Genomic DNA, 14,285 nt, shown 5'->3' with positions numbered 1-14,285 from the left:
GCGGGTGGGGGCTGGCTTCTCAGGTCGAAACTTCACAGAAAGAACATTTCAAACAACATGAGTGACAACATGATTGCGTGGGAGAAGGACGCCGACGGGGTCGTCGTCCTGACCATGGATGACCCCAACCAGGGCGCCAACACCATGAACGACCTCTACCGGTCGTCAATGGCGGCGACCGTCGAGCGACTGGAGGCCGAGAAGGACGACATCACCGGTGTCGTGCTCACCTCGGCGAAGAAGACCTTCTTCGCCGGCGGCGACCTCAAGGACATGACCAGCGGCAACGGTGGCAAGTCGAAGGAAGAGGTCGCCACCGAGATCACGCACAGCGCCAACGAGATGAAGCGGGTGCTGCGACGCCTCGAGACCCTGGGCAAGCCCGTCGTCTCCGCCATCAACGGCGCCGCCCTCGGTGGTGGCCTGGAGATCGCGCTACACACCCACTACCGCGTCGTCGCCGACGTGAAGGGCGTACAGATCGGTCTGCCCGAGGCGACCCTCGGTCTGCTCCCCGGCGGCGGTGGCGTGGTCCGCACCGTCCGCCTGCTCGGCATCCAGAACGCCCTGATGGGTGTGCTCCTGCAGGGCACCCGCTTCAACCCCACCAAGGCCAAGGAGACCGGCCTGGTCGACGAGGTCGTCGGCTCGATCGAGGAACTGGTCCCGGCCGCCAAGGCGTGGATCTCCGCGAACCCGGAAGCCGCGCAGCCGTGGGACAAGAAGGGCTACAAGATCCCGGGTGGTGCTCCCACCAACCCGGCCTTCGCCGCCAACCTCCCGGCACTGCCTGCGCTGCTGCGTAAGCAGATCAAGGGTGCCAACATGCCGGCTCCGCGCGCCATCCTGGCCGCCGCAGTCGAAGGTGCCTACGTCGACGTCGACACCGCCGACATCATCGAGACCCGCTACTTCGTCTCGCTGGTGACCGGGCAGGTCGCGCAGAACATGATCAAGGCGTTCTTCTTCGATCTGCAACACATCAACGGTGGCGGCTCGCGTCCCGAGGGCATCGAGAAGTACACCGCCAAGAAGGTCGGTGTGATCGGTGCCGGGATGATGGGCGCCGCGATCGCGTACGTGTCGGCCAAGGCCGGCATGGAGGTCGTCCTCAAGGACATCGACCTCGACGCCGCGAAGAAGGGCAAGGCGTACTCCGAGAAGCTCGAGGAGAAGGCACTCGCCAAGGGCAAGACCACGCAGGAGCGCAGCGATGCTCTGCTCGCGCGGATCACGCCGACCGTCGACGCCGCCGACTTCAAGGGTGTCGACCTCGTCATCGAGGCCGCCTTCGAGTCGGTCGAGGTCAAGCACAAGGTGTTCCAGGAGATCGAGGACATCGTCGAGCCGGACGCGATCCTGGGTTCGAACACCTCGACGCTGCCGATCACCAGCCTCGCGCAGGGCGTCAAGCGCCAAGAGGACTTCATCGGTATCCACTTCTTCTCGCCGGTCGACAAGATGCCGCTGGTGGAGATCATCCGTGGTGAGAAGACCTCCGACGAGGTGCTGGCCAAGGTCATCGACTACACGCTGCAGATCCGCAAGACGCCGATCGTCGTCAACGACAGCCGTGGCTTCTTCACCAGCCGTGTCATCGGCACCTTTGTCAACGAGGCCATCGCGGCCGTCGGCGAGGGCGTGGAGCCGGCATTCATCGAGCATGCGGGCACCCAGGCCGGTTACCCGGCCGCGCCGCTGCAGCTCATGGACGAGCTGACCCTGACGCTGCCGCAGAAGATCCGCAAGGAGACCGAAGCGGCTCTGGCGGCCGAGGGCAAGGACGTCCCGCAGCACGGCAGCAACGCCGTCGTCGACTGGATGGTCGAGAACGGCCGCACCGCCAAGAAGGACGGCAAGGGCTTCTACGACTACGACGAGAACGGCAAGCGCGCCGGCCTGTGGCCCGGACTGCGCGAGCACTTCAAGTCGGGCAGCAAGCAGATCTCGTTCGAGGACATGCAGGAGCGGATGCTCTTCGCCGAGGCGCTCGAGACCGTGAAGTGCTTCGACGAAGGTGTGCTCACCTCGGTGCCGGATGCCAACATCGGTTCCATTTTCGGCATCGGCTTCCCGGCGTGGACCGGCGGTGTCATCCAGTACATCAACCAGTACGAGGGTGGCCTGCAGGGCTTCGTCGATCGTGCCCGCGACCTCGCGAGCAAGTACGGCAAGCACTTCGAGCCGCCGCAGAGCCTGGTGGACAAGGCTGCCAAGGGCGAGAAGTTCTAGGCTGAACTGAATTCGTCGAAGCCCCGACCGGACGCGTTCCGGTCGGGGCTTTCACGTGCGCCGTATTTCTGAGTCGGATAGTGACTCATATGTACGGCGCGAGTGGTTATCCACAGGCTGCTGACGAGAACGGTCGGTGGGCCGGGTGCGGGGCGAGACTGATGCCATGGCCGATGCCGCCCGACTGCACGAGTTGCTCGACGCCCAAGACGGTGTGGTCGCACGCCGGCAGGTCCTGGATTGCGGATTCACCGTGTCCTATATCCGATGTCGGATCCGCCGTCGAGAGTGGACCACCATCTATCCCGGGACATACGTCGATCACACCGGCCCGCTGACGTGGCGGCAGCGGGCGTGGGCGGCGGTCCTCGATGCGTGGCCGGCCGCGTTGAGCCACGCATCGGCGGTCGGTGACGCAGACGATCAGGGCGCCGGCCCGATCCACATCGCGGTCGCCCGCCACCGTCGGGTGACTCGACGCACAGGTGTCGTCGTGCACTATGCAGCTGGATTCGACGAGCAGGTACTCGTGGACGCCCACCCACCGCGGCTTCGGCTCGAGGAGGCGGTCCTTGACCTGGTCTCGCTGGCGAACTCCCAGACGCGCGTCGTGGCATCTCTCACTGATGTCATACAAGCTCGAAAGACCACTGCCGAGCGACTCCTCGCTACGTTGCAGTCGCGCCCACGGATGCGTTGGCGCGTATTTGTCGAGCAGGTTCTCTGTGATGCCCGCGACGGGACATGCTCGGTACTCGAGCACGAATACCTGGCCAAAGTCGAACGCGCGCATGGTCTGCCGACACCACGTCGACAGGCGCCCACGGGCGTGGGGCGGAGGGGGTTTCGAGATGTCGACTATCCCGAGTGGAACGTGGTGGTGGAATTGGACGGGCGGCTGGGACACGACGACGGTGTTGCGCGCGACAGAGATCTGGAGCGTGACCTCGACGCGGCAGCGGGTGCCGACCGAGAGACACTCCGGATTGGTTGGGGGCAGGCATATGCGCGAGCGTGCTCGACAGCGGTGAAGATCGGAAAGGTATTGAATCGCCACGGTTGGCCGGGCTCGGTGGCCCCGTGCCCACAGTGCATCGGCGCGACTGAAATCTCTGCGCCGTAGATCCGAGTCAGATAGTGACTCGGATCTACGGCGGTGACGATCGGGGCGGGCTTCAGCGGGAGAGGAAGGCCGTCACCGTCGCCTCGAACGCCTCCTTGGCCTCGATCATCACCCAGTGCCCGCACTTGGGAAACACATGCAGCTCGGCGTCGGGGATGAGCCGCATGGGCACCATCGCCATGTCGGGCGGGCTCACGCGGTCGTCGCGGCCCCACGTGAGCAGCGTCGGGCAGGCGACCTTGTGCATCATCGACCAGTAAGGCGGGGTGTCGGAGGCAGCCATGAACTGCTGCTGCATCTCGAAGGCGGCCGATCCGTACATCATCTGCGCCGTCTTCTGCGCGTCCGGATGGATCGCGGCTTCCCAGCGTTCCTCGATGAGTTCCTCGGTGACGAGCTTGCGGTCGTAGACCATCGCCGACAGCCAGCGCACGAGTTTGTCGCGGCTCGGGTCGTCGGTGAACTCCTGCAGCAGGCGCAGGCCCTCGCTGGGGCTCGGACTGAACACGTTGGGTCCGACGCCGCCGATCGTCACCAGCTTCTCGACGCGGTCGGGCTTCTTGATGGCGAGGTTCACGCCGACGACGCCGCCCATCGAGTTGCCGATCATCGGCGCCGTCTCGATGCCGAGGGCGTCCATGAACCGGATCACCGACGACCCGGCGGTGAGTACGGGGTGTCCCTCGACCGGGTCGCTCACACCGAAGCCCGGGAACTCCAACACGTAACAGTGATGGGTTTGAGCGAAGAAGCCCAGGTTGCCGCGGTAGTTACGCCAGCCGGTGACGCCGGGGCCGGATCCGTGCAGCAGGATCAGCGGGGGTGCGGCGGTGTCGCCGGCCTCGTGGTAGCGAAGCGTGCCCTGGTCAGTCGGTAGTTCGCGCTTGGTCGCGTCGTAGGTGACATCCACCTTGCCAGGGTAGAACGTGTTCTAGTTTGTTGGGAAGGGTGGTCGCGGGGTTTCGATACGCGGCGGGCTCGCAGGCTCGCGTGCTGCTACTCAACCAGCGGTTGGGGCAGCGGGCTCGCAGGCTCGCGCGCTGCTACTCATCCAGCGGAGGGGCGGCGGGCTCGCAGGCTCGCGCGCTGCTACTCAACCAGCCGTCGGGAGGTCTCACTCGGCGATCGCAGCGATGTCCTCCTCGCCGAACTGGTCCTCGAGCACCTCGGGTGAGTAGTCGAGGTCGATCTCGGCGACGGGGCGGCCGCGGGCAGACTCGATGGCACTCATCCGGCGCTGGCCACGATCGGCGGCGTAGGCGATGAACTCGTTGTTGTCCAGGCCGAACGGCTGCTCGTCGAACTGCTCGTTCACCCAGTTGATCATCCCGAGCGCCAGGGGCATCAGTTCGCCCATCCGGGCGGTGACCACGTCCCAGAGGCTGTCGTCGGCGGCGACGAGCCGTCGGCAGGTGAAGGTTCCCCAGGCCATGTGGCGCCGCTCGTCGTTGCCGATGAACTTGATGAGCTTTTGCATCCCGGGGAAGATGCCATGCCGCGAGCACACGGTCTGCCATGCGTGGTAGCCGGTGAGCGCCAGGCTGCCCTCGATCACGTGGTTGTAGGTGACGCTGGCGCGGATCTGGTTCGCCGGTGACGGGTCCTCGTCGAGCTTGTGCAGCGACGCGGGTAGTTCGTCGTAGAAGAGTTGCCGATAGTACGGGTTGTCGGCGACGAACGGCTGCAGGTCGCCGGTCAGGCCGACGGCGTCCATCCACATCCGGAACACCTGCGTGTGCTTGGCCTCCTCGAAGCAGAACTGCGTGAGGTACATCTCGTCGCCGAAGCGGCCCTCGGCCGCCATCGCCTTCATGAACGGTTGGATGTCCTGGGTCACGGCTTCCTCGCCGGCGATGAACTGACTGACGAGGAAGGTGGTGCTGCGACGCTGCTCCTCGGTGATCTCGGTCCAGTCCGCGGCGTCGCGACGGAAGTCGATGGCTGCCGGATCCCAGAATCGGGCATTGCCTTTGATGAAGAGGCGCAACGGAAACGACTCCCAATTGAGGCCCCCGCTGCGCAGGGACGCGAAGTCTTCACGGCCATGTGCTTTGTGTTCGGCGAGTGTCATGGGATCACCAACTAACGATCATTCGGAAGCGATAAGACGACGCTAGTCTGCGCGCGAATGAAACGCGTTGATTTCACCGATCTCTCAGGATCGCTTTTTGGTATCGGAGCTGGGCAGATGTCCGGATCAGCGGGTGTGTGATCACCCCGGGAAAGCGAGATCCTCAGCGGGACAACGAACTAGGCCACCAGACACGTTTGCCGATATCGAGCGTCAGTGCGGGCACCAGAAGAGTGCGAACGATCAGCGTGTCGACGAGGACGCCGAAGGCGACGAGGAAGGCGATCTGCGCCAGGAACAGCAGCGGGATCACCGCGAGGGCCGCGAACGTGGCCGCGAGAACCACGCCGGCGGACGTGATGACACCGCCCGTGGCGGTCAGCCCCCGCAGCATCCCGTCCCGGGTGCCGTGCGTCTTGGTCTCCTCGCGGACGCGCGTCATCAAGAAGATGTTGTAGTCGATGCCCAGGGCGACGAGGAACACGAACGCGAACAGCGGTACGACGGGGTCGGCTCCGGCGAAGCCGAATGGCCCGTTGAACAGCAGGGCGCCCACCCCGAGGGTGGCGGCAAAGGACAGCACGGTGGTCGCCAGCAGCATCACCGGCGCCGCGATGCTGCGCAGCAGCAGCATCAACACCACGAGGACCACCACCAGCACGATCGGGATGATCAGGTTGCGGTCGTGGATCGCTGTGGTGCGGGTGTCGAGGTCGATGGCGGTGGTGCCGCCGACCATCGCGCCGGCGTCGTCGATGGGATGCACCGCGTCGCGGATCGCCACCACGGTGTCCTGCGCGGCCAGGGAGTCGGCGGTGTCGGTGAGCGTCGCCTGCACGGCCACCTTGCCGTCCACGACGACGGGGCTGCCGCCCTGCTCCACGAGGTCGGCGGATGCGACACCGTCGACGCCGCGGACGGCGTCGAGCACGGTCTCGCCCTGCGCCTGATCAGCGATGATCCAGGTGGGCGACCCGCTGCCGGCATCGAAGTGCTTCGCCTGGATCTCGGCGCCCTGGACCGAGTCGACCGACCCCAGGAAGTAGTCGGTCTGGGCGATGCCGTCGGACTTGAACGTCGGCGCAAAGGCGGCGCCGATGAGCAGCACCACGAGCGTGCCGATCCAGATGGCGCGCGGGCGTGCGGCGACCCGGTCGGCGATGCCTGCCCAGAAGCGGTGGGTGCTTCCCGGCTCCGAGCTGTCGGTGTGTTTGGGGGCCAGCGGCCAGAAAGCTGTGCGACCGAGCAGGGCGAGCGCGGCGGGCAGAAATGTCATCGATGCGATGAACGACGCGGCGATGCCGATCGCGGCGACCGGCCCGAGACTCTTGTTGGAGTTGAGATCGGAGAACAGCAGACACAGAACGCCGAGGATGACGGTCCCGGCCGACGCACTGACCGGTTCGATCGTCGCGCGCCAGGCGGCGCGCACGGCGCGGTACTTGTCGTCGTCGTGGGTCAGTTCTTCACGGAACCGGGACACCAACAGCAGCGCGTAGTCGGTGGCGGCGCCGAACACCAGGATGAACAGGATGCCCTGGCTCTGCCCGTTCAGCTCGAGGATGTCGTTGTTCGCCAGCAGGTAGATGGCGCCGGAGGCCAGTCCGAGCGCGAACACGGCGGAGATGATCACCACGAACGGCAGGATCGGGCTGCGGTAGACCACGAACAGGATGAGGATCACCACGGTGCCGGCGACCAGCAACAACAGACCGTCGATGCCGGCGAACGCCTCGCCGAGGTCGGCGATCTGACCGGCGGGACCGGTGACCAGGACGGTCAGCCCGTCCGGGGGAGAGCTCAGCGCGTCGCGCAGCTTCTCAACGGTGTCGCCGGGTTCCCCGGAGGTCGCGATCGGGATGAACATCTGGGCCGCCTCGCCGTCCTTCGACGGGATCGGCGGCGAGAACTCGGCACCGAATCCTTCGGTGCCGGCGAGCGGGGCGGTGGCGGAGGTGAGAAACGATTGGTCCGCCGGGGTCAGCCCGCCGGTGCGCTCGGCGATGACCACCGCGGGGACGGTGTCGGTGTCGGAAAAGCCGCCGAGCAGGTCGTTGACCTCGGTCGACTCGGCGGATGCCGGCAGGAAGGCGGTGTTGTCGTTCGTCGACACCGACGCGAGCTTGCCGGCGTAGGGGCCCGTGATACCGCCGATGACGAGCCAGGCCAGCAGTAACAGTGCGGGGAGCAGCCAGCGGAGCCGCGGCCTCGTCGTCGCCATGTCCCAATTTCTACACGAGTCGGACATGCCGCATCCTTCCGACGCATCGCCGGACGACGCCCGTGGCGGCGGCGCGGCGAGCTCATCCGGTGGCGAGCGTCGCCTCCGACTTGTCGGCCTCGGTCCGATACGTCGGGACGGCGTCGCGAACGATGTGGCGTTGTCGAGGGTCCAGCAGATCGAGGATGACCCCGTCCGCGACATCGGTCACCCGGATGTCCGAGATCAACCGCTTCAGGCCGTCGAGCGTCCCTAGAAACCGCACGCTCCGAGCCGGATGCGGGTGCGCCAGCCGAGCGTCGAGGCGGTGCAGGGTCGACCGGGCGCGATGTGCGGTCTCGCCGAGCAGGACCTCCACCCGAAGCACTGTTCGGGTCGCCGCCGGACCGCCATCGGGATCCGGCACCCGACGTCGACGCGTGATCGTCTGTGCCTCCTGGAGGTGATCGGCGTCGATGACCAGTCCCGATCGGATCGCACCGGGGTGATCGGGCGTCGACACCGTCGGCGACACGACATGGGCCGACCTCCGATCGATGGCCGGGTGGGTGCCACCGCCGCTGATGCCGACATAGAACTCACCGCGAACAGCTGTCATCTCGATCTCCTTCTGGATCGGCGTCGGTTGACGCGGCACCTCCGGGCGCATCGACCTCGCCGGCGGTGGGGCGGACGAGCATGGGGAACGCGTCCCCGGATTCGTCCGACGTCGTCGTCCACGATCCCGGCCGCGGCGGCGCGATCGCGGTGTCCGGACGGCGTCGGGAGACCGGACCCACCAGCATCGAGTACACATCCCGAGGCTGATCCGGGGTCAGGCCGAGGGCGGCCTCGATCTGCTGGACGGATCGCGACCTGGCCATCCGCGCGAGGGCACGCATCCGCGGCACACTCGATCCACTCGCATGCGGTGTCATCCGCGAGCGGGTTGCGACGCGACCGATGAGGACGAGGAGGGCGCCGTCAGTGGCCGGTCGACGATGGTCGATCGTGGACCACCCACCCGGTACTGCGCTCCGCGGTGGTCGGCGGCCAGCCGGTCACCCGCACCCAGCAACTTGTTGCGCAGCGTGCCCGGCGCATATGCCGATTGGTACGCACCGCGCGCGGTCAACACCGGAACCACATGGTCGACGAAGTCCGCGAACGACCCGGGGGTGATGGCGTAGGCGAGGTTGAAGCCGTCGACGTCGGTCTCGTCGACCCATTCCTGGAGTGTGTCGGCGACCCGTGAGCCCGAACCGACGATCCGCGGACCGAGTCCGCCGATCTCACCCCACTTCGCGATGTCGCGCACGGTCCATTCGCGGCCGTCCGGGTCGGCGGACTGGAAGGCGGCGACCGCCGACAGGATCGCGTTGGAGTCGACATTGCCGACCGGGTCGCCGAGTTGGTGGCGCGCGAGGTCGACGCCCATCCATCCCGACATGAACACCAGCGCACCCTCGGGGTCGCCGTAGGCGGCGTACTCGGCGTGCTTCGCGCTCGCCTCGTCGTCGGTCGCTGCGGTGATCACGGTGGCGAGATTGAAGATCTTGGCGGAGTACGGATCGCGACCCGTCAACTCGAGCTCCCGGCGTATCGTCGAAACTGTCTCGCGCAGGATTGCTTTCGTGGGTGCCGCGGTGAAGATCGCCTCGGCGTTCTCGGCGGCGAAACGGACCCCGCGCGGCGACGACCCCGCCTGATAGATCACCGGTGTCCGTTGGGGAGACGGCTCGGCCAGGTGGATACCAGGCACCCGAAAGTGCTTTCCCTCGTGCCCGATGTGGTGGACCTTCGACGGCTCGGTGAAAACTCCTCGCGCACGGTCACGCACCACCGCATCGTCTTCCCACGATCCCTCCCACAATTTGTAAAGCACTTCGAGATATTCGTCGGCGTGGTCGTAGCGGGCGTCGTGTGCCGGTTGATCGTCCTGCCCCATGTTGCGTGCCGCCGACGGCAGGTAGCCGGTGACGACGTTCCAGCCGACGCGGCCGTTGGTCAGATGGTCCAGCGTCGACATGCGGCGGGCGAAGGGGTACGGATGCTCGAATCCGGTTCCGGTGGTGATCCCGAACCCCAGGTGGTCGGTGACCGCGGCCATGGCGCTCACCACTAGCAGTGGGTCGTTCACCGGGACCTGTGCAGCGTGGCGGATCGCGGCTTGGTCACTGGCGCCGTACACGTCGTAGGTGCCCAGCACGTCGGCGATGAACAGGCCGTCGAACCGCCCCCGCTCCAGCAGCGCGGCCAGCTCGGTCCAATAGCTCAGGTCCTTGTACCGCCAGGACTGGTCGTCGGGGTGCCGCCACAGGCCGGGGGACTGGTGGGCGACACAGTTCATGTCGAAGGCGTTGAAACGGATTACGCGGGTCACGGTTGCGATACTCCCTGATGGAACCGACTTGGAGACCAGTTGTGTTCAGCGCGATTGTTTTTCGACCGTCACAAGATGCGGCCGGCGCTGGGGATGTGCCCGATGCCGACCAGTCGACTGAAGCTGCTCCGGTGAAAGATCAAGGGATTACCCGAGTCCGGGTGCTCGACCGCCTGCAGGTGGAGTAGGACGATGATGTGGTCGCCGGCCTGAACCTCGCGGTAGATCGTGGTGTCGAATCGTGCGATCCCCTCGTCGAGAAGGACTGCGCCATCGGTGGACACCGAGATCGGGATGCCGTCGAAGCGCGCCTCGACCGGGCCCGCGAGCTGCCGGCAGACGGCGCCGTGTTGCTCGGCCAGGATGGTGACACCCAGGTGGTCGGCACGGCGCAGGTCCGGCCACGTCTTCGATGCGCTCGCGACCGAGAACGACACCAGAGGCGGATCGAGGCTCACGCTGGTGAACGAACTGGCCGCCAGGCCCCGGAGATGTCCGTCGACCTCGGCCGCCACTGCGACCACCCCGGTGGGGAACACTCCGAACGCGGCACGCAGCTCGGCCGGATCGAGGTCCTGGTTGGTCCGCAGCGTCATCGAGCCGCTCCCGGCGCAGTTGAGTCGCTCACGATGCCGCCACCCGGGCGGTCGGAGCGGATCCGAACGGTACCGTGGCCCGACCGACTACCGGCGCCGGATGCTGCCACAATCCTCGTCGGGTCAGCTCGGGGAGCACACCCTCGCCGAACCAATACGACTCCTCCAGGTGCGGATAGCCCGACAGCACGAACTCGTCGATTCCCACCGCGTGGTAGGCCTCGATGAGATCGGCGATCTCCGTGAAGGAACCGACCATGGCCGTCCCCGCGCCGCCGCGCACCAGGCCGATCCCGGCCCAGAGGTTGGGGTAGATCTCCAGGCCGTCCTTGGAACCCTTGTTGAGTTCGAGCATGCGCTGCTGTCCTTCGGAGGCGCTTCGCTTGAGACCTGCTTGGATGCGGTCGATCTCGTCGTCGGTGATGTGTTCGAGCAGCCGGTTCGCCTCGGCCCACGCCGCCTCGGAGGTGTCGCGCGCGATGGTGTGCAGACGGATACCGAATTTCAGTTCCCGGCCCACGTCGGCGGCCGCCTTGCGCACCCGCTCCAGCTTCTCGGCCACCGCCTCCGGCGGCTCGCCCCAGGTGAGGTAGACATCTGCGTGCTCGGCCGCCACCGCGATCCCCGCCGCCGACGACCCGCCGAAGTAGATCTCGGGCAGTGGATCCGGGATGTGCTGCAGGGTGGCATCGTTCACCGAGAGGTGGCGGCCCGCGAACGTGACGGTCTCGCCGGTCCACAATCGCCGGACGATCTCGAGGAATTCGCCGGCGCGCGCGTACCGCTCCCGTTTGTCGAGGAAGTCGCCGAACATCTGCTGCTCGTGATCCTCGCCGCCGGTGACGACGTTCAGGAGAAGCCTTCCACCGGAGAGATTCTGGAAGGTGCCCGACATCTGGGCGGCGAGATACGGCGCGATCGCGCCCGGACGGAACGCCACCAGGAACTTCAGCCTTTCCGAGAGGCTGCTGATCATCGCGGTGGAGATCCACGCGTCCTCACACCAGGCGCCGGTGGGGGTGAGTGCAGCCTCGAATCCGAGTTGCTCTGCGCTGCAGGCGATCTGACCGAGGTACGGAACAGACGCGGGGCGCCCACCGGTTCCGGCGGAGAGACCGTGTCCACCTCCGACGACATGACGGCCGTCACCGCCGTTCGTCGGTAGGAACCAGTGAAACTTCAAGGCACTCATGAACTTGTTCACTTCCTTCAACGTGGTCAGAGCTGTCCGGTGCGTGGGGGTAGGGTGCCGTCGACCGCCCAGCGGCCGAGGTGCTGGACCTTCCACGATGCGGGGTCGTGCAGGGTGTGGGTACGGGCGTTGCGCCAATGTCGGTCGAGTGACTCGCCGGCCACGGCCGAACGCGTGCCGGCGACCTCGAACAGGCGACTGGCGACATCGACCGCGGCCTTTGCGGTCGCCGCACGTGCGGCGGCCACGGCAAGTGTGGCCGCCGCTGCGGTCGCCACATCGAGATCCGCATCGGCGTGATCGACCGCCCGGCCCGCCTCGACGAGCAGGGCTTCGGCGCCACGGACAGCGAGTTCCATCTCGCCGAACGCGTGCACGACCAGCGGGTCGTCGGCGGCGCGATCGACCCCGGCGTCCGGGTGTGGCCGACTCTTGGTCGTCACGAACTCCGCGGCGTCGTGCAGGGCCGCCCGGGCGATCCCCGCGTCGATGGCGCAGTGGAGCAACTGCGCGAATGCCCCGTAGGTGGTGGGGCCGGTGAAGGTTGCCGCGAAGTCGGTGATCAGGTCGTCGGCGACGCGCACATTGCGCAACCGCACGGTGCCGCTGGCGGTCGTCCGCTGGCCCAGCGCATCCCAGTCATCGACCACCTCGACGCCGTCGGCGTCGCGTCGCACCCACGCGACATGGAGCGGACCGTCCTCACCGAGGTGGGCCAGGGTCGGGATCCAGTCGGCGAAGAGCGCTCCAGTGCAATAGAACTTGGTGCCGTCGAGCCGCCAGGCGTCGCCGTCGCGCCGCAATGTGGTCGTGTACTGACGGATGTGCCTGGTGCCGCGTTCGGATTGCGCGTTGCCGAGCGTCGCGCCGGCCAGCACCGCGGGGAGGATGCGCGCCTGCTGCTCGGGTGTCCCCTGCAGCCGCAGCTGATTGACGAACACGAAGTGGCTGTGCGGGATCTGCCCGATGTTGGGGTCGCCCTCGGAGATGAGACGGAAGACCTCCGCGACGCTGCTCGCCGGGAGGTCGGCACCACCGAGTTCGGCCGGCACCGTGATCGCCAGGAGCCCGGAAGCTGCGAGGCGTCGGATCTCGTCGACGGGCAGGATCTTGTCTCGATCCCGGTCGGCGGCCCCTTTCGCGAACACCTCGCCCAGGTCGGCCGCGACCGCGATCGCCTCGTTGCTGTCGAGTACGGGTACAGACCTCATCAGATCCGGCTGGACCTCTCCGATGCCTCCAGCTCACGCACGAGGGGCAACACCCGGCTACCGAAATACTCGATCTCTTCCTGGAAATGGAGGAATCCGCCGAGGATCAGGTCGACGCCGAGGCGTTTGTAGGCGACGATGCGCTCGGCGATCTGCTCCGGCGTGCCGATCAGCCGGCTGCGGAACCCGTCGTTGTATTGCACCAGGTCCTCGAAGGACGAGTCCGCCCACATGCCCTTGTGGTCCGATGTGGAGCTGCCGGCGTGGCGGACGGCGTCCCGGAAGCCTTCGACCGCAGGTCGATTGGCCTTCTCGATGATCTCGCGAAGGGTGTCCTGCGCCTCGGCCTCGGTGTCGCGAGCGATGATGAAGGCGTTGAGACCGAACCTGACGTCGCGGTCATGGGCCCGGGCAACGGCACGGAGATCGTCGATCTGCTCGGTGACCCCGTCGAAGTCCTTGCCGTTGGAGAAGTACCAGTCCGCGTAGCGACCGCCGTTGTTGCGGGCCGCCGTGGAGTTACCACCTTGGAAGAGTTCGGGATTCGGCCGCGCAGCGGTGTTGAGGGGCTTGGGCTTGAGAGTGAAATCATGGATGCGGTAGAAATCACCCCGGAAGTCGACGTTGTCCTGCGTCCAGATCTCGCGGATGACCTGGAGGAACTCCGCGCTGCGGCGATACCGTTCGTCGTGCTCGAGCCACGGTTCGCCGAGGTGCGTGAACTCGTCCTTGAACCATCCACTGACGACGTTGATGGCGAAGCGTCCGTTGGACAGGTGGTCGGCGGTTGCGCCGAACTTGGCCAGGACGGCCGGGTGCCACAGTCCTGGGTGAACCGCCGCGATCACCTTCAGCCGCTCGGTGGCCAGCAGCAGGGCGAGGCTGAAACTGGTGGACTCGTGCTGGTATTCGGCACCGTAGCTGGCCTCGTACCGCACCTGGGACAGGGCGTAGGAGAACCCGTTGTTCTCTGCGATTCGGGCGAGTCGGACGTTGTAGTCGTAGTTCCAGTCCGTTCGCTGCTCGATATCACTCGTGACGAGTCCGCCGCTCACATTGGGTACCCAATAGGCGAACCCGACCTCGTCGGCGATTCTTTCCGTGGACATCGGCTTCTCCAAAACGTTTGATGGACATTCGACGCCAAACCCTCGCGGATTCCGCACCGCGCGGGAAGGGTTGGATTCACGCTGGGCCGAAGCGTCGTGGCCGCTCCGATGTCGAGCCGACGCGGTTTCGCGCGCCCAGATTCCAATGGGTGCGTCGGTCTCGAGGGT

12 protein-coding genes are annotated in these 14,285 nt (G+C 66.5%); 2 read left to right on the top strand and 10 right to left on the bottom strand.

Annotation, left to right across the window (positions count from 1 at the left end; translation table 11 throughout):
- Nucleotides 1-57 precede the first annotated feature (57 nt).
- Together AC4AMJ_RS21655 and AC4AMJ_RS21650 are read left to right on the top strand one after the other, a co-directional pair.
- Nucleotides 58-2,232, top strand: a complete 2,175-nt coding sequence (locus AC4AMJ_RS21655; protein WP_489914602.1) for a 3-hydroxyacyl-CoA dehydrogenase NAD-binding domain-containing protein — start codon at nt 58-60, stop codon at nt 2,230-2,232.
- Between the two features lie 166 nt (nt 2,233-2,398).
- Complete coding sequence (locus tag AC4AMJ_RS21650; protein ID WP_489899068.1) at nt 2,399-3,355, top strand: hypothetical protein; 957 nt, start codon at nt 2,399-2,401, stop codon at nt 3,353-3,355.
- A gap of 52 nt (nt 3,356-3,407) precedes the next feature.
- Here AC4AMJ_RS21650 and AC4AMJ_RS21645 read toward each other — a convergent pair whose 3' ends face one another.
- From AC4AMJ_RS21645 to sfnG, 10 genes are all read right to left on the bottom strand, one after another.
- Nucleotides 3,408-4,265, bottom strand: a complete 858-nt coding sequence (locus AC4AMJ_RS21645) for an alpha/beta fold hydrolase (protein ID WP_489914600.1) — start codon at nt 4,263-4,265, stop codon at nt 3,408-3,410.
- A gap of 204 nt (nt 4,266-4,469) precedes the next feature.
- Nucleotides 4,470-5,426, bottom strand: a complete 957-nt coding sequence (locus AC4AMJ_RS21640; protein ID WP_489899070.1) for a R2-like ligand-binding oxidase — start codon at nt 5,424-5,426, stop codon at nt 4,470-4,472.
- A gap of 163 nt (nt 5,427-5,589) precedes the next feature.
- Nucleotides 5,590-7,647 carry an MMPL family transporter gene (locus tag AC4AMJ_RS21635; RefSeq protein ID WP_489914598.1) on the bottom strand — a complete coding sequence of 686 codons (2,058 nt, stop codon included), beginning with the start codon at nt 7,645-7,647 and terminating at the stop codon, nt 5,590-5,592.
- A gap of 82 nt (nt 7,648-7,729) precedes the next feature.
- Complete coding sequence (locus AC4AMJ_RS21630; RefSeq protein ID WP_489914596.1) at nt 7,730-8,245, bottom strand: hypothetical protein; 516 nt, start codon at nt 8,243-8,245, stop codon at nt 7,730-7,732.
- A complete protein-coding gene (locus AC4AMJ_RS21625; protein ID WP_489899073.1) occupies nt 8,226-8,528 on the bottom strand; it encodes a hypothetical protein in 303 nt (100 codons plus the stop codon). Before AC4AMJ_RS21625 ends, AC4AMJ_RS21630 begins: the two co-directional genes overlap by 20 nt.
- Before the next feature lie 32 nt (nt 8,529-8,560).
- Nucleotides 8,561-10,009 (bottom strand): LLM class flavin-dependent oxidoreductase, encoded by a 1,449-nt coding sequence (locus tag AC4AMJ_RS21620; protein WP_489899074.1) that lies wholly within the window; start codon nt 10,007-10,009, stop codon nt 8,561-8,563.
- A gap of 68 nt (nt 10,010-10,077) precedes the next feature.
- Entirely contained in the window at nt 10,078-10,605 is a 528-nt protein-coding gene (locus AC4AMJ_RS21615) for a flavin reductase family protein (RefSeq protein ID WP_489899075.1), read from the bottom strand.
- A 28-nt stretch (nt 10,606-10,633) separates the two neighbouring features.
- The gene (locus AC4AMJ_RS21610; RefSeq protein WP_489914594.1) at nt 10,634-11,797 is read right to left on the bottom strand and encodes an LLM class flavin-dependent oxidoreductase; all 1,164 of its coding nucleotides are present in this window, start codon (nt 11,795-11,797) and stop codon (nt 10,634-10,636) included.
- 26 nt (nt 11,798-11,823) lie between these two features.
- A complete protein-coding gene (locus tag AC4AMJ_RS21605) occupies nt 11,824-13,008 on the bottom strand; it encodes an SfnB family sulfur acquisition oxidoreductase (protein WP_489914592.1) in 1,185 nt (394 codons plus the stop codon).
- Nucleotides 13,008-14,117 carry a dimethylsulfone monooxygenase SfnG gene (gene sfnG / locus AC4AMJ_RS21600; RefSeq protein ID WP_489899079.1) on the bottom strand — a complete coding sequence of 370 codons (1,110 nt, stop codon included), beginning with the start codon at nt 14,115-14,117 and terminating at the stop codon, nt 13,008-13,010. Before sfnG ends, AC4AMJ_RS21605 begins: the two co-directional genes overlap by 1 nt.
- Nucleotides 14,118-14,285 lie beyond the last annotated feature (168 nt).

The organism is Gordonia sp. LMA484 (assembly GCF_058129505.1).
The sequence above is the reverse complement of the archived record's forward strand: the minus strand, read 5'-3'. Positions and strand labels throughout refer to the sequence as shown.